This is a genomic window from Prevotella sp. tc2-28, from assembly GCF_900107705.1.
In the GTDB taxonomy this organism is placed as follows: domain Bacteria; phylum Bacteroidota; class Bacteroidia; order Bacteroidales; family Bacteroidaceae; genus Prevotella.
Window position 1 is genome coordinate 69,210 of record NZ_FNRE01000001.1, and the last position, 21,824, is coordinate 91,033.

The 21,824-nt window shown below is 44.9% G+C and carries 18 protein-coding genes and 2 tRNA genes; 12 read left to right on the top strand and 8 right to left on the bottom strand.

Annotation, left to right across the window (positions count from 1 at the left end; translation table 11 throughout):
• Positions 1-2: 2 nt before the first annotated feature.
• Genes BLU47_RS00240 through BLU47_RS00250 form a run of 3 tightly spaced genes read right to left on the bottom strand, consistent with a single transcriptional unit; the run spans position 3 to position 1,907 of the window.
• A complete protein-coding gene (locus BLU47_RS00240) occupies positions 3-1,415 on the bottom strand; it encodes a hypothetical protein (RefSeq protein WP_091957088.1) in 1,413 nt (470 codons plus the stop codon).
• Positions 1,416-1,421: 6 nt separating this feature from the next.
• On the bottom strand, positions 1,422-1,679 hold the full coding sequence (locus tag BLU47_RS00245; RefSeq protein WP_143025406.1) for a hypothetical protein: 258 nt from the start codon (positions 1,677-1,679) through the stop codon (positions 1,422-1,424).
• Positions 1,680-1,682: 3 nt separating this feature from the next.
• The gene (locus tag BLU47_RS00250) at positions 1,683-1,907 is read right to left on the bottom strand and encodes a helix-turn-helix transcriptional regulator (RefSeq protein ID WP_091957091.1); all 225 of its coding nucleotides are present in this window, start codon (positions 1,905-1,907) and stop codon (positions 1,683-1,685) included.
• Between the two features lie 265 nt (positions 1,908-2,172).
• Here BLU47_RS00250 and BLU47_RS00255 point away from each other — a divergent pair, with 265 nt between their 5' ends.
• The 4 genes from BLU47_RS00255 to BLU47_RS00270 are packed head-to-tail and all read left to right on the top strand — an operon-like array spanning position 2,173 to position 9,751.
• Positions 2,173-3,972: an AAA family ATPase gene (locus BLU47_RS00255; protein ID WP_091957092.1), complete on the top strand. Its 1,800-nt coding sequence runs from the start codon at positions 2,173-2,175 to the stop codon at positions 3,970-3,972.
• A complete protein-coding gene (locus BLU47_RS00260) occupies positions 3,965-4,663 on the top strand; it encodes an HNH endonuclease (protein ID WP_091957094.1) in 699 nt (232 codons plus the stop codon). The genes BLU47_RS00255 and BLU47_RS00260 overlap by 8 nt, the downstream gene beginning before the upstream one ends.
• A 28-nt stretch (positions 4,664-4,691) precedes the next feature.
• Positions 4,692-5,561 (top strand): hypothetical protein, encoded by an 870-nt coding sequence (locus BLU47_RS00265; RefSeq protein ID WP_091957095.1) that lies wholly within the window; start codon positions 4,692-4,694, stop codon positions 5,559-5,561.
• A 59-nt stretch (positions 5,562-5,620) separates the two neighbouring features.
• Complete coding sequence (locus tag BLU47_RS00270) at positions 5,621-9,751, top strand: NACHT domain-containing protein (protein ID WP_091957097.1); 4,131 nt, start codon at positions 5,621-5,623, stop codon at positions 9,749-9,751.
• Between the two features lie 1,261 nt (positions 9,752-11,012).
• On the opposite strand, the gene BLU47_RS00275 is transcribed toward BLU47_RS00270, so the two are convergent.
• The 3 genes from BLU47_RS00275 to BLU47_RS00285 form a co-directional block, all read right to left on the bottom strand.
• Positions 11,013-11,348: a hypothetical protein gene (locus BLU47_RS00275; protein WP_143025407.1), complete on the bottom strand. Its 336-nt coding sequence runs from the start codon at positions 11,346-11,348 to the stop codon at positions 11,013-11,015.
• A gap of 133 nt (positions 11,349-11,481) precedes the next feature.
• Positions 11,482-12,636, bottom strand: coding sequence for a site-specific integrase (locus tag BLU47_RS00280; RefSeq protein ID WP_091957100.1), 1,155 nt, complete (start codon positions 12,634-12,636; stop codon positions 11,482-11,484).
• Positions 12,637-12,860: 224 nt separating this feature from the next.
• Positions 12,861-12,945 (bottom strand) — tRNA-Ser (locus tag BLU47_RS00285).
• 111 nt (positions 12,946-13,056) lie between these two features.
• Here BLU47_RS00285 and BLU47_RS00290 point away from each other — a divergent pair.
• On the top strand, positions 13,057-15,606 hold the full coding sequence (locus BLU47_RS00290) for an endonuclease MutS2 (protein WP_091957101.1): 2,550 nt from the start codon (positions 13,057-13,059) through the stop codon (positions 15,604-15,606).
• Between the two features lie 8 nt (positions 15,607-15,614).
• Here BLU47_RS00290 and BLU47_RS00295 read toward each other — a convergent pair whose 3' ends face one another.
• Together BLU47_RS00295 and BLU47_RS00300 are read right to left on the bottom strand one after the other, a co-directional pair.
• Positions 15,615-16,598: an ROK family protein gene (locus BLU47_RS00295; protein WP_091957103.1), complete on the bottom strand. Its 984-nt coding sequence runs from the start codon at positions 16,596-16,598 to the stop codon at positions 15,615-15,617.
• 38 nt (positions 16,599-16,636) lie between these two features.
• A tRNA-Thr gene (locus BLU47_RS00300) sits at positions 16,637-16,710 on the bottom strand.
• 199 nt (positions 16,711-16,909) lie between these two features.
• Between BLU47_RS00300 and BLU47_RS00305 the strand changes: the two genes are divergently transcribed.
• From BLU47_RS00305 to BLU47_RS00335, 7 genes are read left to right on the top strand one after another with little or no spacing between them, the layout of a single operon-like run.
• Positions 16,910-17,449 carry a DUF4199 domain-containing protein gene (locus tag BLU47_RS00305; RefSeq protein WP_176780394.1) on the top strand — a complete coding sequence of 180 codons (540 nt, stop codon included), beginning with the start codon at positions 16,910-16,912 and terminating at the stop codon, positions 17,447-17,449.
• Between the two features lie 16 nt (positions 17,450-17,465).
• Positions 17,466-18,437, top strand: coding sequence for a glycosyltransferase family 2 protein (locus BLU47_RS00310; protein WP_091957106.1), 972 nt, complete (start codon positions 17,466-17,468; stop codon positions 18,435-18,437).
• Positions 18,425-18,919, top strand: coding sequence for a DUF6452 family protein (locus tag BLU47_RS14450; protein ID WP_143025408.1), 495 nt, complete (start codon positions 18,425-18,427; stop codon positions 18,917-18,919). Before BLU47_RS00310 ends, BLU47_RS14450 begins: the two co-directional genes overlap by 13 nt.
• On the top strand, positions 18,870-19,565 hold the full coding sequence (locus BLU47_RS00320) for a DUF6048 family protein (protein ID WP_255402029.1): 696 nt from the start codon (positions 18,870-18,872) through the stop codon (positions 19,563-19,565). Before BLU47_RS14450 ends, BLU47_RS00320 begins: the two co-directional genes overlap by 50 nt.
• A gap of 20 nt (positions 19,566-19,585) precedes the next feature.
• A complete protein-coding gene (locus BLU47_RS00325; protein WP_091957110.1) occupies positions 19,586-20,617 on the top strand; it encodes an FAD:protein FMN transferase in 1,032 nt (343 codons plus the stop codon).
• Positions 20,614-21,276 (top strand): Crp/Fnr family transcriptional regulator, encoded by a 663-nt coding sequence (locus BLU47_RS00330; RefSeq protein WP_091957112.1) that lies wholly within the window; start codon positions 20,614-20,616, stop codon positions 21,274-21,276. The genes BLU47_RS00325 and BLU47_RS00330 overlap by 4 nt, the downstream gene beginning before the upstream one ends.
• 11 nt (positions 21,277-21,287) lie before the next feature.
• On the top strand, positions 21,288-21,809 hold the full coding sequence (locus tag BLU47_RS00335; RefSeq protein WP_091957114.1) for a hypothetical protein: 522 nt from the start codon (positions 21,288-21,290) through the stop codon (positions 21,807-21,809).
• The last annotated feature ends 15 nt before the right edge of the window (positions 21,810-21,824 follow it).

Consider the following 21,824-nt stretch of genomic DNA (forward strand, 5'->3'; position numbering starts at 1 on the left):
ATTTATTCCCAAAGTTTTGGGTCTTTCAAATTTGACAACTTATAGTTAAACATTTCCAATAATTCATTTTTATGTTCAGAAAACATATCCAAGAAATCAAGGAATGTCTGTAATGGACGGGAAATTTTTCTCACTTTCCCGCGCGAATCTTCTCTTTCATAATATCCCGTCTCATAATCCCTTAGAAATTCTTCGTAAGGTTTTATTGGCCTTGTAACCTCAAACCCAGCTCCTTGTTCCCAGAACGTCTGGTTGCGATAGGTGTATTCCCAGAACGACATCTTCTTGTAAAAAGCCTGTTGGTTACACCATCGGGCTATCTGTATGTAGATGTTGGGGATAGGTGAGTTATGGTAGTCCTCATGACGCATGATATAACCCACACAACCGTATTGCATGAGCACTCGGATGCGCTGGAAGATTTCCCAAATGTCGCGATAGAACTTCTCCCTGTTATCTGCAGTCTGCTTGAATCCGCAGAAGAGGTAGAACTTGGTGCCCTTCTTGGGATTGTAGTGCTTCCATATTTTCAAGGCCTTCTCAATCTTTGGACGGTCTTTCCAGTTGTCGAAGGCAAAAATAAAGTCACCGTGGTACTTGGTGCGTGACAACATCTCTGCCATCTCTTCGCCATGAGGGCTCTCGGCCAACATACGCTCATCAAGGCCTTGACGGAATTGGAAAGGCCTTCCAGTATCAATCAATTGCTGTAGCTTGTTACGCCAGATTTGAGGATCTGCTGCCAGAAAATTGTCATCCCACAAATAAATGTAGGGACGCAGGAGGTGGCCATGCTCATCGCGCTCATCGTCCAGGAACCAGTCAAGATTAGAATATGGGAGTATACGGTCTTCCAATTTGTTGATGCAGAAAGGACAATGGCGGATACAGCCTCGGGTAAGAAAACCGATGCTATACTGCTGATAGTCCTTATACTTTTCGCGTTTAAAACCCTCAGCCACTTTGCGGTCTACAAATTCATCGTAGAGATGATAGTAAGGCATCTGACGAGCAAGGTCTATTCCATTAGTACGCAAACCTCCTCGGTGGTTAGGGTATTTGCAGAGGAAAGGATCGTTCTCCAGTTGGCTCATATCGTCATCACGCTTCTGGCGATAAATCTTCACATTCAACTCGTTAGCATAAAAACCTGTTCCACCTTTACGGAATTTTCGCTGTTCAGAAGGTGTGGCCTTCTCATAGAAAGCTGGCATCTGGGTAAAAGTGAATACGCGTGATATATATATGAGTTTGTAAGGTGCAATGTCCTCATCCTGATCAATAATCAGTTTGAAGTCAATGCCGTTGTCATTCAGGAATCCGGCGAGCTTCATCAGCACAAGGTTAGGGTGCCGCGTCCCGTTGCAAAGCAGGTCGGCATCCACAAGCCCTATCTTGATTTTTCTTTTCGCCATCTATTGTCAGTTTGCTGTAAAGTCATTCTTATTCAGGCATACGAGATAGTCGTCGCCTACCAGCACAAGAACATCGGTTTCTGGCTTTGACCAGTTCACCAACTCTTCGAAACCCATATCCAAGGCCTCCTTGGGCTGAACCTCACGCCAACCATCCTTGGCAGCTATCTCGTTCAGCTTTTTGGCGGTATCTTCCTCCACCAAGTCAATCAGGCTCATCCACTCCTGATACATCCCGCCAGCGGGTATTGTTAATATCTTCATATCTCAATTGCTATTTTCAAGTTCTTCAAACCTTACGAGGTCATTCAAATCTACATCAAGTAGTTTGGCGGTCTTCATCAGCATCTCTAACGGAGGTTGTGATGAATTGGTACACCATTTCGACACAGTCGTTGGCGCACATCCCAGTTGTCTGGATAGCCAGAGACTGGATTTCTTTTTCTCTACAAGCACCACCTTTAGGCGGTTGAGATCTTTGTTAGCTGCCATATTGCACATTTTAGATTAATGGCACAAAATTACAAAATTCTTCGCAGAGTAAAGACTCCAACCTCTTAAAAGTTGCAAAATTCAACGATTTTAATGAATTTCGTTCATTTTATGCACAAAAAATCTGTTGTTTTTAAAGAAAAAGACTCTATCACTTATAAAAAATGGTTAAACTGCGATAGTATTAGAATTAAATTTGTATTTTTGCAATAGAAAAAAGGTTCTACCTCCAAGGACTGGAGGCAATGATATTAAATTGTTATATATGGGAATACGAGTAAATAGGCTTTTAACAGAGTTGAATATAGGATTTTCAACGCTCGAAAACATACTTAATGTTTTGGGGTATAAGGAACAGAACCTCTCTGCTAACACAAAGTTATCAGATGAGACTGCAATGCTCGTGAGAGAACTTTACTCTAACGACGGAGACTTTTTGAGCTTAATTAAGTTTGCTGCTAAGAGTGGTGTGTATGGCAATCAAAATGATTCAACCCCTACACTTAATATCATTGGTAAGATAGATTTAGATGAATACAATAATCCGAAGGGTAAACAAGCTCAAAAGAGGAGTAAGGATGATTCTTTAAAAGCACCGAAATATAGTGATAAACAAGGTTTTTGGATTAGTGAACTTGCCATATTGTCGCCAGATAATAATGTCAACAATATCCGTGTAGGTTCATTTGACGAGGCAGAAGGATTGCCGCTATATTCCGTACTTATTGGTACCAATGGCATCGGAAAGAGTTCCTTGATGAAGGAAATCGTGGACTTCCTTATTGATTTGCATTCATATGTGAACAAATCAGAATCAAGGATGTCATCATCAAATAAGAGTCGACTGAAAGGCATTAAGTATCATATTGACGGAGTGGAATGTGAAGCTATTAGACTGAAAAAGAATTATCTCACGAGAATAAACGGACAATTTTGTACCTTGAACGATTTGCGTCTTCCTTCAATAGTTGCCTGTCATTTCGGCGCATTTGACAAATTTCCGATCCAGAAAGTTAATGGTTCTGCACAAACCAGATATGACGTGTCATGCTATAAATATGTTGGAGCCCATGTGAATGGGAGTATGATCTCTTCATCAGCGATTGCCTTTAGACTATTGTTTTCACTAAATGAGAAGATGGATGAAAGGCAGCGCGAGAATATCCGTTCTATTCTGGACTTCATAGGGTATGACCATAAAATTTCATTGTCCTATTCGTTCGTTATGAAATCCAAAAAGGATGGAGCAGCAAGAGAAACTATATCCCAACGTGTGGAAAAGGACAGGGAATACAATAACCTATCCAAGCAGGAAAAGAACGCGAAAACAGCTCAATTGTACAATTTCTATAAACTCAAGATATCATCAGGGAAAAACCTATGCGATTACGAAATAGACATTGACAATGAAGCAGCTACTGAAGAATCTTCAAGTGAACTACAGAGTATATATAAGCTAAAGCAATATGAATTAGTAAACGCTACAAATGTGATTTTCCACAAGCAAGGGTGTGATATCACATCGGATGATATGAGTTCTGGTGAGTTTGCTATGCTTTCAACAGTTTTGAGTATTTCTGCTGCAGCAAACGACCCGCATACATTGGTGTTGCTTGATGAACCCGAACTAAGTTTGCATCCCAACTGGCAAATGATGTTGATTGACAACCTTGACAGGGCTTTGAAAAATCAGGTTTGTCATTTGTTAATTGCAACTCATAGTCATCTGCTGGTATCTGATTTACCATTGAAGCGCTCTTCGGTTGTTCAATTAGAGAAGGATGGGGAAGGTAATCTGAAAGGTACAACCATATCTGAAAGTACTTATGGATGGAGTCCTGAGGAAGTGTTGCTAAAGGTGTTCCAGATGTCAACAGACCGGAATAGGTACCTCGCTGAAATGGTTGGTATCTTTATAAAGAAGATATCTGACAATGAAATCAGTCTGGATAATGCAAAAGAGGAGCTGACTTTCCTTAATAAGGTTGCAGTTGGCTTGAGCGATGTGGATCCGATGAAGAAGATAATCTCAACAATAACTGAAGAGTTTGACAGCAATGGATAAATTGGAGGATTTTATTATCAGCGAACCGTACCAAGTAACGGATGAGGACGAGGCTGCATTTCAAGAAGCAAGTCCAGATGAGAAAGACAAAGATCACTGGAAAAAAGACTGTTTGGATGAGTTTAAAGAGCGGTTTAGGGATGATATGGAACCCAAACAGAATTATATCTGCGCCTATTGTCGATTAGAATTACACCCCAATGAGGTGACACCAGAGATTGAACACATTGTGCCAAAAAGCGAAAAGCCAAACTGGATGTATGATCCCTTCAACCTATGTATATCGTGCAAACTTTGTAATACAAAGAAAAGCACGAAGGAGGTGTTGAGGGATAATACAATAGAAGAGTTACCACATAATTCTGATGCATATTTGCTAATACATCCTCATCTTGACAGGTATTCTGACCATATTGAATTTGTTGGTGATGTGCTCTATAAGGCAAAAGGCGACAGTGACTCAAAGGGGGCAAAGACGATAGAAATATGTGAGTTAAACAGGTTGGAGGTCGCCATAGCCAGAGCGATACAATGTATAAACAAACATGGGATAGGACAGCATTATATCGATTTTTTGCTTTTGATGGACAATCCGATGAATAGAAAACTCATCAAAGATGAGAATGTCGAAAGGTTTAAGAAGAAGTTAAAAGAGAGAATAAGAGTCTATTTGGAGAGACAGAGACAATAATACATAAATTGGGTGATATTAATGAGATATGGCAATTGAGAATAATCAGAATCAGGACATCAACCATCACATAAAGCCATTTCGTGACAGGAAATTAGGGCAAATTGAGTCATTTGACCTTGTGATGTACAAGTATATACGGTTAGAGTACGTGCTGAAAATGCTTGAAACTAAGGTGCTTCGGTTTGATAATATTAAGAAGTGGGAGGATGTGTATGAGAACTTTGTAGACAAGGAGGACATCAACCTGCTGAATTCTTCGCGTGAGGAGATGATGCCAACGGTGTATTATGGCCAATCATGGACAACACAGGAGGAGTCTGACGCAATGTGGAGAATCTACTCAAATACAGGTTCTGCTGTGAGGGTGAAGACTGTATACCCTCTTCTGTTTTGTGCATTAGGTGATTGGAATAAAAAGCATAAGGATGATATTATATGGCCAACAATTGATTATGTAAACTATGCTGATGAAGACGAGATTAACAGGTGGCTACAGTCTAACTCTCCGATGAATTACTGGGCTTTCGGAGAGTTACAAAGGGAGGGATTGTTTGTAAAGAGACGAGAATTTGAGCATGAAAAGGAAGTACGTGTGATAATGCGAAGTCACAAAGAAGAGAAGGATTATATTGAGATAGACTTTGACCCACATAAAGTGTTCCGTGAAATCGTGATTGACCCACGTGTGAGTGAGGATGAATTCATGCGACAGCGTGACGACCTTATCACTCGTGGCTTTGATAGCAATAAAATAAGGAAATCAACACTATATGACTTCAAAAAGGTAAAGCTCGATATAGACATGAGTGAGCCATGCGATTTTCAAATGGAATATTATAGCCATAAGGAAGGTAAGCCAATTAAAGAGACGGTGTTTATGAATGCACCCGGATGACAATACAACTTATAGCCTGCAGTTAAATGATGATATAAAACAGAGCAGAAATAACATTTATGTTAAATCTTGATTTCAATAATATCAGGCCCACGAATGGGTCGGCAAGGGACGGCTTTGAAGAGTTCGTTTGCCAACTGGCACGAAAAGAGAAAATACCGTGCACTAAGAAATTTGTGCGTAACGGTAAACCAGATGGAGGGGTAGAGTGCTACTGGATTCTTGAAGATGGGAGTGAAGTGGCATGGCAGGCTAAATATTTCTGTAAAGCTTTTGGTGATTCACAGTATCAACAAATAGATGGATCAGTAAAAGAGGCGCTAAATACTCATCCAAATCTGAGAAGATATATCATAGCAGTACCTACCGATCCATCAGACGCACATATCACAAGTAGGATGAGCATGAAAGAGCGAATTGATGGCTATGTGGAGAGATGGTCTGAACTAAATTCTCACGTCGCATTCGTATTTTGGTGGGCATCGGACTTAATAGAAAGAATTCAGAAACCTCAAAATCAAGGTATGCTTCGATTCTGGTTTGGAGGACATGAATTTACCGATGAAGACTTGATACGGTTTAATGCTGACTCCATCAAAGACTTGGGCAAGCGTTATCTGCCTAAGCTGAATATTGAAGTTGAGGCTGCGGAATACTTCGAGGTGCTTTCGCGAGGGAAATCACTGGAATATTTCTTAGAAAATGAACTGAGATTAGCAGAGGTTGCCTGCGGAAAAATAGAAAGGAGCAAGTATTGCCATGATGCCTTTGGAAAGGTTGAAAGTGTTAGGAATGCCATCAGGCAAATAAAGGGAACTCTTGTTGCAGGTATAGACAGAATCGCACTGAATGAGTTTTTGACAGCACTGGTGACGCTGGGTGAAGCGGTTCAAGACATTGCCAATATAGTTGTTGATAATAATATTAGTAATGACGAATCCTACAGAAAGTATAGTAGAATATATGGGTTAGGTGTTGATGTCCTACATGTTTACAACGATTTGCATCAGGATGTCATGAGGCTGATAAATGACCCCGTCTTGATTCTGGAAGGAGATGCTGGCGTAGGAAAGTCTCATCTGATGGCCGATGTCGTATTGCGACGGGAGAAAGAAAAGCAGATGAGCCTGCTGTTTTTGGGACAGAAATTCATCACCGACGAGGATCCTCTTACCCAGATGATGAAAATGCTTCACTTTTCTGGAACTTCAGACGAGTTGTTAGAAATGCTCGAAGCTAAGGCAGAGACAACAGGACACCGTATCGTCATTTTCATAGATGCCATCAATGAAGGACATGGGTTGGCTATCTGGCCAAATAATATCCGCAGTTTCATTGATCAAATCAGGCGGCATCCGTGGCTTGGACTTGTTTTGAGTATTCGTACTTCATACCAACCAGCCATACTTCCAAGGGAAGAATTCGGCTATGATTACTGTGTTACGGCTTGGCATCATGGATTCGGCATTAACACACAAAAGGCTGTACAGTTGTTTTTTAAGGAATATGACCTGTTCTACCCGACAGTACCATTCCTCAATCCAGAATTCAGGAATCCATTGTTCCTACGTTTGTTTTGCGAAGGCATGAAGAATAATGGTTACAGGAAGATTCCTGACGGGATAAGGGGTATTACATCAGTCATGAACTTGTTTTTTGAAGGCGTAGAGAAGTCTCTCAGAAAGGACAAACGATATCCGACAACAATTAAGGTCGTAGAGAAAGCTGTGCGAAAAATCATAGCATATACTACTAAAGAAGGACGACATGAAATGCCTATAGACAAGGCTGTTGAACTATTATCGGATATTTGTCCTCGTGTTTTCGTTGAAGGCGAGTTATTGGATTGCCTAATATCGGAAGGCGTTTTCAGTAAGAATATTTTTTATAAAGATGATGGCATATATGGTGAATGTATATATCTCACATACGAACGATTCGAGAATATGCTCCAAGCAGCATATCTTATAGACGAATTACAATATGATGCCGAGGCTCTGGAAAACCATGTACGGACGGTAAAATCACCTGTGAACGGGTTGTTAGAATCGCTGGCCATTTTGTTGCCCGAGCGTAAAGGGACAGAACTGTATGATGCCTTGCCTAATTTCCGTCGGAGGAAAGCCGTTGTATTTGCGATTTTATCCAGTTTAAAATGGAGAGATGAAAATACTATAGACTCACATCTGGATGCCTACTTTGCTGAGTTCATGGATGAGGATCAATTCAGAGATGTTCTTGTTGGAACCGTCATGGAGATTGGCTATTATGCGGGAAACTATTATAATGCAGACTACCTGCACAAGATGCTCGCACCTATGCCGTTGGCAGACAGGGATGCCATGTGGATACCTACATTATCGCATATTTATGGTGGTTTTAACAATAGGAAAATTGAAGAAATCATTAATTGGGCATGGAATGAAAGTGATGAGGTTGATATAGATGAGAAATCGGTAGAACTGGGTGCTATCTTGCTATCTTGGTTTTTGGCAAGTACAAACAGGCAGCTCCGTGATACAGCAACAAAAGCCCTTGTTCAACTTCTCCACAATAGGGTGCTGGTGTTGGTGCCACTTCTGGAGAAGTTCTCGACAGTGGATGATCCGTATATACATGAAAGACTTTACGCAGTGGCTTTAGGATGTGCTGTGAGATCGAAATCTAAAGAGCATCTGGCTGGCTTGTGCCAATACATCTATTCGAAAATATTTGACGTGGAAGACGAAGTCTATCCTCATGTGTTGCTACGAGACTATGCACGGGAAGCCATTGAATATGCCATTTCAATAGGTGTAGGACTGGATATTGATGTGAACAAGATACGCCCTCCTTATCATAGTTCGTTTAATTATGAGCCAGTGCCTGACAAGGAGATAAAAGCCCTATATGAAGGGTGTAGTGGTTATAAGGATTCACCTGGATTGTGTAGTGTATTAACATCCATGTTTACGGAGCATACGACAGTCGGCTATTCTTATGGTGATTTCGGCAGATATACATTCCAAAGTGCATTGAGCAATTGGAAAATAAACGCAGAACTTCTGAGTCATTTGGCCATCAAGCTCATTATAGACAAATACGGGTATCGAGAAGAAAAGCATGGTGCATTTGACCTGAATGTAGGTTCGGGAAGAGGACGCTCTACAGTACCCAATGAGCGGATAGGAAAGAAATATCAGTGGTTGGCCCTGCATGAGCTGTTGGCCAGGGTAGCAGATAATTTCCCCAAATTAGAACATATATGGAGTGAACATGTCGTAAAATTTGAAGGACCATGGGATCCTTTTGTTCGTGATATAGACCCTACAACATTAGTTCGAAGGGAAGGAAATCAGCAAAGGACAAAGCCTCGCAATGATTACTGGAGATATGGAGAAATGTATGATAACTGGGAGCCTGAAATTGCTGAATGGCTGAACATAGATGATGATATTCCTCCTGCTGAGCCGATTATAGAATTGAAGGACTCTGAAGGTGGTAATTGGCTTGCTTTGGAATGTTATCCAACGTGGGCTGAGCCCCACGGTGATGATGATGTCTACAAAAAACTGTGGTATCAAGTAAGAAGTTGTATCATAGACGAAGATGAATTTCCTCGGGTTTACGAATGGGCAGCAAAACAGAATTTTGGTGGAAGATGGATGCCAGAATGCAGTGACAGATATGAAGTATTCTATCGAGAGTACTATTGGTCGCCAGCATATCAGTATTATGATGCAGAGGGGTTGACCAAGAAAGAAATATATGACAGGAAAACGAATCGGTTTATTGGTCATGCAGAAGTAACAAGTATTGGCTATTTGTGGGAGACGGGAGAAGACCATTCTAAAGAAGAGTCCTTCTATAGTCTTGTGCCCTCGAAACAATTATTTGACGGTATGCGGATGAAACATGGTGACAAGGAAGGTGTGTTTATAGATGAAGAGGGCAAGGTGATTTGCTTTGATGAGGGAGCAGTAGAAGAATCAAGGACAAGCCTGTTAGTGAGAAAGGATGCACTGATGGATTATCTTGCTAAACATCACAAGAGAATCATGTGGTATGTACTTGGTGAAAAAAACATCATAGGCATCCATAATTATCATAGTGTACCCAATCTGCCCATGTGGCTTGTCATAAGTGGCACATATACCTTGGATGAGACAGGAAGAGTAGTGGGGACGTTGAGAACGTGTCATGAAAAATAGTAATGTATAGAAAGAGTTAGTCCTTTAAATGGTTAGCTTACGCATTGTATGTACTTCTACATTTAGGGTGGCTGGTAGGATTTGCTTAATAATTTGTAATTGGGGTAATATTAACGTAATTGTTGTTACCATTATATTACTCAAACTAATAACACGTGAGAGACAACATACATTCTTAGGTGTTATTATCAAAAAGAATGTGTGGTGCACTCTTTCGTTTAATCTTAGTTATGTAAACCGTTTTCTCATCAGTTTCTTGTATACGCAGAAAACAGAAATCCTATTGCTTACTAATAATATATCAATTGCGGATTTTTTTATACATATACAGAGTGGAAAAAACTGCAGAATGAATATGTGGAACTATCCGATAGATGCGCATCACTAATCCCGCATTTGTTTCCACATTTGTTTCCTCACTATAATGACTTACATGGTCATTGTTCTTTCTCGGCATTCTTCTCCTTATATTTGATAGATGAAATTTCCGCATTGAAATCAAACGATAATAGTTGGTCAACGAAAGACCGTGTTCCCATGATTACGTGTGACCTTAAAGAGGGTGAAACTGATACGTTATTGTGTTCCATTTTTACACTATCGGAAATAATCTGCAGACCTGTCGACAACCTAATAATAACCAACTTACAACAACATAGATGGTCTTGACGTGATTCGGTATCATCATGGACTTGGCGAGGGGCTTTCCTACGACAACCAAACAACCTCGAAATCATTTCTTGCCTATGGAAAAACGTTGGCTAAGCAATTTCATTTCTATTCAGACTCGTCCTCGACGCTAAGATTCTCGCCAAAGATTGCTACAGAGCAAATCGCCAACCAGAATGCAGGCCTTTTAGCAGGCTATTCTTCGCCATTTTTCATGAGAGTGTAAAGTTCATCGAATAAACGTTTTGGTGCGGGGTCTCGGGGTGTCCCTAAGCCTATTCAGCCAATGAGCTTGCTCAACCCTGGTTTGTGGCGGTAACTTTGCGGGATTTTTCCCCAAGGTTAGTATTAGGCTACCTCTATTGCGGAATTTTCGCAATATGCGCAAGCGCCTTTAGGGAATTTCGATACTCTGTGAGGGGTGTTGAGAAAGTCGTGTGACGGTTCCGATAATACATATGTGGAAAGAGTGCTGTTACACGCCTCCCGTTTAAGGGCAGTGTGACAGCACTAAGGACATCAGGATTATAGGAACACCACAAACAGTGGTCTTTTGCTTCAGAGGGCATCTATGGTGCCTTATAATGGATTATTAGCCGATAGTACAGTTCAGCTTTAATACTGCACGTTTCCCCATGTCGTAACGACTAACCACTCCGAACTCTTCCAGGTCCGTAATAAAGGCACTCGTGGTATCTCTATCCCAGTGCCATGCTCTCGACAGGCTGCTTATGCTTCCGAAGATGTATTCACTCTCTTCTTGTAGTGCAGCATACTGCCGCTCTATTAGATCATGGAAAGCTTCAACGCGTGTAAGTTTTTGGGATGAGTTTTTCTGCCCACGAAACAGATAGCGCCATAGCTCTCTGCTCGTTGAAATGGTCATTGAAAATTCCGCATACTGATTTTGTCGATTTACTTGTTTCATACTAATACGTTTTTTGTTTGACATTAACTATTTTTATCCAGCATTGTGTTCCGTATTGTTTTCCTCAAATATTTCTGCGGATTGATATGTGGAATCATCTGCAGGATTTCGAGTACAAAGATATGCGGAGTTTTTATTTCAGTTTTTTCTCGTATGCAGCCATCTTGTCAACCACGGTGTCATCAAGCATGTTAGCATAAACCTGTTCTGTAATTTTAAAGGATGAGTGACCGCAAATCTTTGCTACCGTCTTCAAATCCATGCCACCTTCATTGAGCAACAATGTTGCACCGGTATGTCTTGCCCAGTGGCTCGATACTGGTTTATCAATGCCAGCCGCCTGTGCAATAACTTTCAGGTACTCGTTATACTTGACGTTACTGATGACAGGCAAATTATTCTGATACTTTTTCAGTACGGCTAAGGCTGGTGATAATAGTGGGATTGTGAACGTCTGTTTCGTTTTGGCTCGTATGCCAACATACACCTTCAAACCCTTCACCTCCTGAATCTTGCTGGCATCAAAGTCATGCAAGTCAGTATAAGATAGACATGTGTAGGTTTGAAACACAAACACGTCACGAACTCTCTGAAGACTTTCAGAAGGTAATGCGACATCGCGGACCTTCGCAAATTCTAATGGAGAAAGGTACTTGCCAATACCACCCTTCGATTTCTCCTTGTCTATACGAATCCATTTGTAAGGATTACGTTTCAAGAATCCTTCATCAATAGCATCAAGGATAAAGGAGTTAAGGAACCGATGGTAGTTGTTCCACTTGGAGTAGGGCTTAAGTCCCTTTTTGGCCAGATGTTCATCCAATAATAAGATGTTAGCATCTGTGACATCTTCGAAATAGTGGATCTTGCCCCACGCAGAGAAGAACCGCATGAAGCGGTTGTAGCGTTCCTGACTGTCATCAGCCTTTCCATACTGGCGGATCTTTGTCCGTTGTTCGCAGAACTCTAAAAAAGAAATGGTACTTGCACGTTTACGCTTCAGCCTTTCCTGAATAGAGAAGATGTCCATTACGCTCTCGCTCATCATCTCAAGAATGACTTGGCGAACCTCAGTCATGAGTTTCTCCAGCGTCTCGTTCAACACACGGGCATCAATTCGGTTAACCACAGACCCTCTGTGCCAATGCTTCGGCAGGAGCCTGATGCCTGTAGTCATGTACTTCTGTTTCCGCTCGAATGTGATTCTGAGCTCAACAGCTGCCTCCCTGTTCTTAGTCGCAGTCTTTTTGCGATTGTAAACATACTCTAATAACGGTGTCTTGTTCATTTTTAACTAAAAGTATTACTTTAAACTATTGACAGCGGGGGGCGGTAATACATCTGGTAATACATTCCGTGCTTATGATAGCGGAAGATGTCCGATGACTGCTTATGTCATTTTGGGGACATTCCTCCCTCTATATAGCAGAGTTTCAATGGGTTAAAAATGCAAGTAGTTGATTTTTAGGCACAAAAAAAGGGAATCCGTTAGGTTCCCTTTTCATTAAAATGCGGAGAGAGAGGGATTCGAACCCCCGGTACCTCTCGGTACGGTAGTTTTCAAGACTACTGTAATCGACCACTCTACCATCTCTCCAGTGCTTCGATTTTCTTGAAAGCGAGTGCAAAGGTAAGGTTATTTTTTGAAATCTGCAAATTTTTAGCTGACTTTTTTGTCAGATAGCCGCAAAATGATTACTTTTGCACCATGATTTACCCGAAGAACTACGAATCGAAGATAGGATTTGACGAAATACGCCAGTTGTTGAAAGAGCATTGTCTGAGCACACTGGGCAAGGAAAAGGCTGACGAGATGACCTTTTCCGACGATGCAGACACCGTCAACGAATGGATGTCACAAATCAGGGAGTTCCGCAGACTGATGCAGTCGGCAGAACAGATGCCCATGAACTATTTTTTCGATGTACGGGAATCGGTTGCCCGCATCCGACTGGAGAACACACATCTGGACGAGGACGAGTTGTTTGACTTACGCCGTTCTTTGGAGACCATCGGTATCATCGTGAACTTCTTGAACAAGAACAATGGAGACGATGAGAATCCGGAATACCCCTACCCTTCTCTACGACAGTTGGCCAAGGACGTCCAGACGTTTCCTGCCATTATCCGTCGCATCGACTCTATTCTTGACAAGTTCGGAAAAATCAAGGACTCTGCCACAATGATACTGGCGGGCATCCGTCACGACATGGAACAGACGGCTGGCAGCATTTCAAGAACGCTATATACCATTCTGCATAGTGCACAACGCGAAGGATTGGTGGCTCAGGACGTAGCTCCCACGCTGCGCGACGGACGACTGGTCATTCCCGTGGCACCAGGACTGAAACGACGCATCAAGGGTATCGTACACGACGAGTCTGCTACCGGCAAGACTGTGTTCATAGAACCCACGGAAGTAGTGGAGGCAAATAACAAGGTGCGCGAGTTAGAGGCAGCAGAGCGTAGGGAAATCATCCGAATACTGACGGTTTTCTCCGACGAGCTGCGCCCACATGTACAAGAAGTGTTGGATTCTTATCAGTTCCTGGCCACGATCGACCTCATCCACGCCAAGGCTGAGATGGCAGAGCAGATGCAGGCCTTCGAACCACAGGTAAGTACTGAACCACATATCGACTGGATCCGCGCCGTCCACCCTCTGTTACAACGCTCGTTGGCCAAACAAGACAAGAAAGCCATTCCCCTTGACATCATACTGACCAAAGAGAAGCGACTGCTGATTATCTCAGGCCCGAATGCTGGTGGCAAGTCGGTATGTCTGAAAACGGTAGGACTGTTACAATACATGTTGCAATGTGGACTCAGCATCCCCGTGGGCGACCGTTCTACGGTAGGCTTGTTCCAGCATATCATGATAGACATCGGCGACGAGCAGTCGATAGCCGACGACTTGTCTACTTATTCAAGTCATCTGCTGAACATGAAGAACATGATGAAGCAGGCAAATGCGCGCACCTTATTACTTATCGACGAATTTGGAGGCGGTACCGAGCCAACCATTGGCGGCGCTATCGCTGAAGCCGTGCTGAAACAGTTTTGGAAGAAGCAGACGTTTGCCATCATCACCACACACTACCAGAACTTGAAGCACTTTGCTGAAGACCACGAAGGTGTAGTGAATGGCGCCATGCTCTACGACAGGCATCAGATGCAGGCGCTCTTTCAATTGTCAATAGGCCAGCCCGGTTCCTCGTTTGCCATTGAGATAGCGCGTAAGACGGGGATTCCCGAAGAAGTCATCAACGATGCCTCGGAGATTGTGGGTTCAGACTATATACAGAGCGACAAATACCTGCAGGACATCGTGCGCGACAAGCGCTACTGGGAAGGCAAGCGCCAGACCATCCATCAACATGAGAAACGACTGGAGGCTACCGGTGAACGACTGGATGCAAGCATCGAGGAGATTGAACGCGAGCGCAAAGCTATCCTGCGCAGGGCCAAGGAGCAGGCGGAGGAACTTCTGAAGGAAGCCAATCGCAAGATAGAGAACGCCATTCGCGACATTAAGGAGGCCCAGGCCGAGAAGGAGCAGACCAGACTTATCCGCGAAGAACTGAACCAGTTCCGCGAGCAGGTGGTCAGTGACAACACGCAAGGACTGATGAGCGAGGAGGACTTTGCCAAGAAACTACGTCAAATGGAAGAGCGCAAGGCACGCAAGGCTCAGCGCAAGGAGAAGAAAGGCGAGGAACAGCGCGCCATAGCGGAAAAGATGAGAAACAGTCTGGCTGCTTCAGCAACAGACAACTCACCCCTGAAGCCTGGCGACACCGTGCGCATCAAAGGCATGGACACGATTGGCAAATTGGAAAGTCTGTCGGGCAAGAATGCCGTTGTCATCTTTGGTGATGTAAAGACGAAGATGAAGACGGACCGACTGGAGCATGCCACGAAGCCCAAGGAGGAAAAGGCCAAGAACGACCACTCGGGACTGGCTATCCAAACCACGCGTATGACCAGCGCCACGATAGAAGACCGCAAGCAGAACTTCCACCAAGACATCGACGTGAGAGGTATGCGTGGCGACGAAGCCGTGGACGCCGTGATGCACTTCATCGACGACGCCATTCTTGTTGGAATGTCGCGCGTACGTATACTACACGGTACGGGAACAGGCATCCTACGGCAACTCATTCGCCAGTACCTGAACACAGTGCCGAACGTCAAGAAAGCCAAAGACGAGCACGTCCAGTTCGGAGGTGCCGGTATTACTGTCGTCGACTTAGATTAAGCCAAAATTTACTTGAAGAGCGAATACTCAGGAACTTCCCATGCCAAAGCGCATGAACCGAGTATCTCACGTTCACCGTCGTTAAGGTCGGACACCAACAGTCTCACCTTGCCACGGATATTTCCGAACACATGACTCTCGAACGAATCACGAACATGGTCAATGAGCCACTGTTCTGCATGAACGATGCCGCCCGTTAAGATGATTGCCTCGGGACTAACCAAGGAGGCATAGTTCGCCAGACCGATTCCCAAGAGATAACCCGTACGGCGGAATGTCTCGATGGCCAGTTCGTCACCTTGGTCGCAGAACTCCTTGATGATGCGGGGCGAGAGTTCTTTCGCATCACGCATCAAAGAAGGCTGATCACTCTCTGCCATCAGTTCCTGTGCAGTCTGCACAATACCATTAGCAGCCACGTAAGCTTCCAAACAGCCCTCCTTTCCGCATGCACACTTACGACCATGGTCTACCAGACAGGTATGACCTACCTCGCCACCATAACCCTTCATGCCAAGATGCTCACGCCCCTCCGAGAAGAAGCAACTGCCCAGTCCGACACCCAGGCTGACAACGATGAAGTTCTTCATGCCATGCGCTGAACCATACATATGCTCACCCAAACCAGACGTGTGAGCATCATTACCCACGGCAACGGCGATACCCAGTCGGTCGCGCAACATTGCTTCCAACGGAACCAAACCTTTCCAAGGCAGGTTTGCAGCATTCTCGATACAACCAGACACCACGCTGGCACTTGGACAGCTAACACCGATACTACGAATGGTTTCATAGCCACCATTAGCCTCAGCCAGCATCAGGATTTCCTCCGTCAACTTGGAGACAAAATGGTTCAAATCCTTATAGTCATCTGTTGGGAAATGATTTTGGGCAATGATATTACCTCTTACATCCACAATAGCGAATGACGTACGATCATTGCTGATATCCACACCAATAACACGGCGTTTGACAAGATGGGTGTTTTGCATTTTTCTAGATTCTGGCTTTTTAGTTATATACTTTCTTGAGCCTCTTGTCGGATTCGAACCAACGACCCCGAGATTACAAATCACGTGCTCTGGCCAACTGAGCTAAAGAGGCGGGTGAGCGAGCTGACTGTATCGCGCCGCTACAACCAAGTACCCTTGCTATGTTCCCATCCTGGGGGATTCCGAGGGAGCTGGCCGTACAGGACTCGCTCATTTTGCGGGTGCAAAGTTACAAATATTTTCTAGAAACTGCAAATGATTGCAGATATTTTTTTTCATTTACAAAATTCTTCGTAACTTTGCACCCTGTAATGACACCTTTAGAATATAAACAACTGAAAGCATTTGCCAAGCAGGATGGAGCATTGCTCTCCCTGTTATGGATTGGCAGTTTTATCTGCTATATCAAAGGACTCACCTACCCCTCACTGGGGACGGCCGCCTTGCTGCTTATCATCTCATCCCCCTTCTTTGCTGCGAACAGGTTGCGCCATTTCCGCGACGTGGCACGTGAAGGCGCAATAACCTTTCTGAGGGGTTATGCCTACACCATCCTGATCTTTTTCTATGCCGGACTGTTGCTAGCAGCTGTTATTTATGTCTACTTCGCCTTTATTGACGACGGATTCCTTTTGGGGAAGTTCAATACGCTGGTCCATTCAGCAGAAGGGGCAAAAATACTGGATGTCTACGGCATGCGTCGTGAGATGGAGGAAGGTCTGAAGCAGTTGGCTGAAATGCGCCCTATAGACTTTGCGTTGAACATGCTGACCATCAATATCACGTCGGGATTGTTCTTAGGACTGCCCATTGCAGCATTGATGAAGAAAGAGGTAATAATTAAGAATTGAAAGTTAATATCATAAAATGGACATATCAGTAGTAATTCCCCTTTATAACGAGGACGAGTCGCTTCCAGAGCTGTTCGCCTGGATTGAGCGTGTCATGAATGAGAACAAATTTTCGTACGAAGTCATTTTTGTCAATGACGGTTCTACAGACCGCTCATGGGATGTCATCAACGAACTGGCTGCCCGTTCTGAACACGTAAAGGGCATCAAGTTCCGTCGCAACTACGGAAAGTCGCCAGCCCTCTATTGCGGTTTCAAGGAAGCCCAGGGCGACGTGGTGATCACCATGGATGCTGACCTGCAAGACTCTCCCGACGAGATTCCTGAACTGTACCGAATGATTAAGGAAGACGGCAACGACCTGGTGAGCGGATTCAAGCAAAACCGCAAGCAAGGCGACCCGTTGTCGAAGACCATCCCCACCAAGCTTTTCAACGCAACAGCCCGCAAGGTCAGTGGCATTAAGAACCTGCACGACTTCAACTGTGGACTGAAGGCCTATCGCCGTGAAGTTGTAAAGAACATTGAGGTCTATGGCGAGATGCATCGCTACATGCCTTATCTGGCCAAGAATGCCGGCTTCGACAAGATTGTGGAGAAACCCGTCCACCACCAGGCTCGCAAGTTTGGCAAGTCAAAGTTCATGGGCTGGAACCGTTTCGTCAACGGCTATCTGGACCTGCTGACGCTATGGTTCCTGGGCACGTTCGGCAAGAAACCCATGCACGTGTTTGGATTCCTTGGCACCATCGTCTTCCTGATCGGTTTCCTGGCTGCTGCCTTTTTGGGTATAGAGAAGGCATGGGCGCTGTACAACGACGTCCCCATGCGCCTGGTGACCAATTCCCCCTATTTCTACATTGCCCTAACGATGATGATGATTGGTACTCAGCTGTTCCTTGCCGGATTCTTGGGCGACCTCATCAGCCGGAGCAGTGCAGGACGTAACGACTATCAGATAGAGGAGGAAATCAGATGCGGAAAATAATCGTTGTGCTCTCCCTCTTGGCTATCCTTGCGGCCTGTTCGTCCATCGACTGTCCGCTGAACCACCGTGTTTACACTAAATACGGACTTTATCAGCCTGACGGAAAGCCCGATACGCTGGACAATGACACCTTGTGGATTTGGGCACGGAGAGGCAATAGAGTTGACACCCTGGTACTGAACAGGCTAAACGGATCAACCGCCACCAGTTTCGAACTGCCCATCAGCTATATGCAACCAGAAGATACTTTCTTCGTCTTGCTGGGCGACGAGACCAGGCATTACTATCCCGACAGCATCTACGTCCGCAAGGAAAGTTTCCAGCACTTTGAATCCATAGACTGTCAGGCCTCTTATTTCCACCACGTCACTTCCGTAAGGTGCATGGGAAACATCATCGATTCCATCGTCATTATCAATTCCGACATTAACTATGACAAACCGAAAGAACATTTCCGCATATATCTTGACCCTGACATTTAGCCTGTTGATGCTCATAGGCCATGCCACACCGGCCCAAGCGCAACTGAAAATGTTCCGTTTGGAAAAGGACTCCATACCTTTCTTCCGCGGTTTTCAGGTGTCTTTCGATCTCGTTGGACCAGCCATGCTCCTGTTGGGAGACCGAGGCGAGTACGAAGGAGCCCTGCGCATCAACCTACACGATCAGTGGTTCCCCATCTTCGAAATGGGTCTCGGTCGTGCCAAGCATGAAGACGACGAGGTGACACACCTGACCTACAAGACGTCAGCGCCCTATTTCCGTATCGGTATGGACTGGAACATCCTGAGAAACAAACATCAGGCAAACAGGCTTTTCGTCGGATTCCGATATGCCTTCACCACTTATAAGGTTGACATTCTCCACGAAGACCTCATTGACCCGATATGGCGAACCAAGGTGCCTTATGGTCTCAAGGATATGTCCTGCAACATGCACTGGCTGGAAGCTGTCTTCGGCATCGACGCCAAAGTGTACGGTCCGTTGCATTTGGGATGGTCCGTGCGCTACAAGCGACGAGTTGCCCATAAGGACGGAGACCTGGGCAATGTATGGTACGTGCCAGGCTTTGGCATTAACGACAAGGACAACCTGGCAGCCAACTTCAACGTCATCTTCGACATCTGATACCTTTATTATATTATTCCATGGACAAAACGACTACTAACCGCAACAAGCGACTCATCTGGCAGATTCCCTTCCTCACGCTGCTGATTGTAGGGACCATACTTATCATCCGCCAGCAACACAGCATGCCCTACCAGAAATGCACGGGTCTTATCTTCGGTACGACGTATCACATCACCTATCAACATGACGACGACCTTCATGCAGAACTGCTGGCAAAGTTGAAGGAGGTTGACGCTACTCTCTCGATGTTCAACGAGCAGAGCACCATCACACAGATAAATAACAACAAGGATGTCAAGCCCGGGAAAATGTTTGTCGACGTGTTCCAACTGGCTCAGAAGGTCAGCAAAGACACCGATGGTGCCTTCGACATCACCGTGGCTCCATTGGTTAACATCTGGGGCTTCGGTTTCAAGAAAGGACTGACGCCCAACAATCAGGCTATCGACTCACTGCGCGCATTCATCGGTTACCAGAAGGTCAGCTATGACGGAAAGCACATCGTCAAAAAAGACCCGCGAATCATGCTCGACTGCTCAGCCATCGCCAAAGGCTACGGAGTTGATGTAGCAGCACGACTGCTCGACGAAAAAGGCATCGAGAACTACTTAGTAGAAATCGGAGGCGAGGTTGTCACCAAGGGTATCAGCGAGAAACGTCTGCCCTGGAAAATCGGCGTTACAAAGCCTACGGATGAGCCCTTAGCCGATGGCGGAGAACTACAAACCGTCCTTAACGTCACCGACAAGGCAATGGCGACCAGCGGCAATTACCGTAACTTCTATTACAAGGGTGGCCGCAAATATGCTCACACCATCGACCCTAAGACAGGACATCCCGTACAGCATAACATCCTTTCGGCCACCGTACTCTGCAACACATGTGCACGCGCTGACGCTTATGCCACCGCCTTTATGGTAATGGGACTGGAGAAGGCCCAGAAGGTACTGGAGCGCAATCCCGACCTCATGGCATACTTCATCTACGACAAAAATGGCAAGAACGCCGTCTGGTACTCGCCATCCCTTAAGAACAAGATACTGGAATGACCATCTACGACCAACTGCTGCAGTTCAGCCTCTTTCAGGGCATGAGCCGTGCCGACCTCATGGAAGTCGTCACACATACCAAGTTTGGCTTTTCCAAACTGGCAGCAGGCAAGACGGTCGTCAAGGAGGGCAACGACTGTAAGCAGCTCTTCTTCCTGACAAACGGCACCATAGAATGTGAGACGCAGAACGACGACCGAACCTGTCGCGTCGTTGAATCCATCAATGCTCCCTATACGTTACAGCCGGAGCGACTTTTCGGACTGACACAGCGCTACACTTCCACTTTTAAGACCATCACTTCCTGCAATCTCATCACTTTGGACAAGCAAGAAGTCTTGCTACTGCTCGAGACACAACTGGTGTTCAGACTGAACATGCTCAACCTGTTGGCAGCAGAAACCCAACGTATGAGCCACCGTGCTTGGCGCTCATCCCCCAAGTCCTTACGCGAGCGCATCATCCGCTTCTTCTTCTCACGATGCCTTTATCCTGCTGGTCCCAAGACGTTTTATATCCTCATGCAACAACTGGGGCACGAACTGAACGACAGCCGCTTGGACATCAGCCGAGCGCTCAACGAAATGCAGTCAGACAAATTAATCAACCTACATCGCGGACGAATAGAAATACCAACACTTGAACAACTCTTAATGTAAAGAAACTAAAGATGAACAGAAACCATTTACCTTTACTTTTATTATTTCTCCTCCTTTTCGCTGCCTGCGGACAGCGCCAGCAACTGAAAGGATTCAACAATGTGCTGACGGGCGACGACAGCCTGAGCATCGAATTCAGCAAGGCAGACACCATCTATTATCACAGCGATGCACTCGACCTGGACATCGCCTACCCGGATTATTTGCGTCACCAGTATTTGGAAGACGACCAGATGGAGGTATTCATGACGGATGACGTATCGCTGTCGTTCATGGTACAGGACCTCGATGAAACAGAAATCTTCCGCACCCCAGGACAAACGCTTATGGGAATGGGTGCCGAACTCATTGATGCGGGCGACGACTACTCTATTCACCAAGGACACGAAGGTGAACTGGAATACTACGGAAAAGTCATTGATGACTCGACGCGCATGGTTACCGTCATCCTGCGCTATGGCATGAACCATACCGAAGCTGTCGACTTCCTACGCGACTACGTGCGCAACTACACCATCAAGAAAAAGAATTAAAAAAAAGCATCCCGA

Excerpts from the sequence above, each read along its gene's own strand:
- BLU47_RS00330 (WP_091957112.1), top strand. The coding sequence starts at position 20,614 with ATGACCATCTACGACCAACTGCTGCAGTTCAGCCTCTTTCAGGGCATG.
- BLU47_RS00335 (WP_091957114.1), top strand. The coding sequence starts at position 21,288 with ATGAACAGAAACCATTTACCTTTACTTTTATTATTTCTCCTCCTTTTC.
- BLU47_RS00280 (WP_091957100.1), bottom strand. The coding sequence starts at position 12,636 with ATGAACAAGACACCGTTATTAGAGTATGTTTACAATCGCAAAAAGACT.
- BLU47_RS00320 (WP_255402029.1), top strand. The coding sequence starts at position 18,870 with ATGACAAACCGAAAGAACATTTCCGCATATATCTTGACCCTGACATTT.
- BLU47_RS00260 (WP_091957094.1), top strand. The coding sequence starts at position 3,965 with ATGGATAAATTGGAGGATTTTATTATCAGCGAACCGTACCAAGTAACG.
- BLU47_RS00295 (WP_091957103.1), bottom strand. The coding sequence starts at position 16,598 with ATGCAAAACACCCATCTTGTCAAACGCCGTGTTATTGGTGTGGATATC.
- BLU47_RS14450 (WP_143025408.1), top strand. The coding sequence starts at position 18,425 with ATGCGGAAAATAATCGTTGTGCTCTCCCTCTTGGCTATCCTTGCGGCC.
- BLU47_RS00270 (WP_091957097.1), top strand. The coding sequence starts at position 5,621 with ATGTTAAATCTTGATTTCAATAATATCAGGCCCACGAATGGGTCGGCA.
- BLU47_RS00265 (WP_091957095.1), top strand. The coding sequence starts at position 4,692 with ATGGCAATTGAGAATAATCAGAATCAGGACATCAACCATCACATAAAG.
- BLU47_RS00255 (WP_091957092.1), top strand. The coding sequence starts at position 2,173 with ATGGGAATACGAGTAAATAGGCTTTTAACAGAGTTGAATATAGGATTT.
- BLU47_RS00290 (WP_091957101.1), top strand. The coding sequence starts at position 13,057 with ATGATTTACCCGAAGAACTACGAATCGAAGATAGGATTTGACGAAATA.
- BLU47_RS00275 (WP_143025407.1), bottom strand. The coding sequence starts at position 11,348 with ATGAAACAAGTAAATCGACAAAATCAGTATGCGGAATTTTCAATGACC.
- BLU47_RS00325 (WP_091957110.1), top strand. The coding sequence starts at position 19,586 with ATGGACAAAACGACTACTAACCGCAACAAGCGACTCATCTGGCAGATT.
- BLU47_RS00305 (WP_176780394.1), top strand. The coding sequence starts at position 16,910 with ATGACACCTTTAGAATATAAACAACTGAAAGCATTTGCCAAGCAGGAT.
- BLU47_RS00250 (WP_091957091.1), bottom strand. The coding sequence starts at position 1,907 with ATGGCAGCTAACAAAGATCTCAACCGCCTAAAGGTGGTGCTTGTAGAG.
- BLU47_RS00240 (WP_091957088.1), bottom strand. The coding sequence starts at position 1,415 with ATGGCGAAAAGAAAAATCAAGATAGGGCTTGTGGATGCCGACCTGCTT.
- BLU47_RS00245 (WP_143025406.1), bottom strand. The coding sequence starts at position 1,679 with ATGAAGATATTAACAATACCCGCTGGCGGGATGTATCAGGAGTGGATG.
- BLU47_RS00310 (WP_091957106.1), top strand. The coding sequence starts at position 17,466 with ATGGACATATCAGTAGTAATTCCCCTTTATAACGAGGACGAGTCGCTT.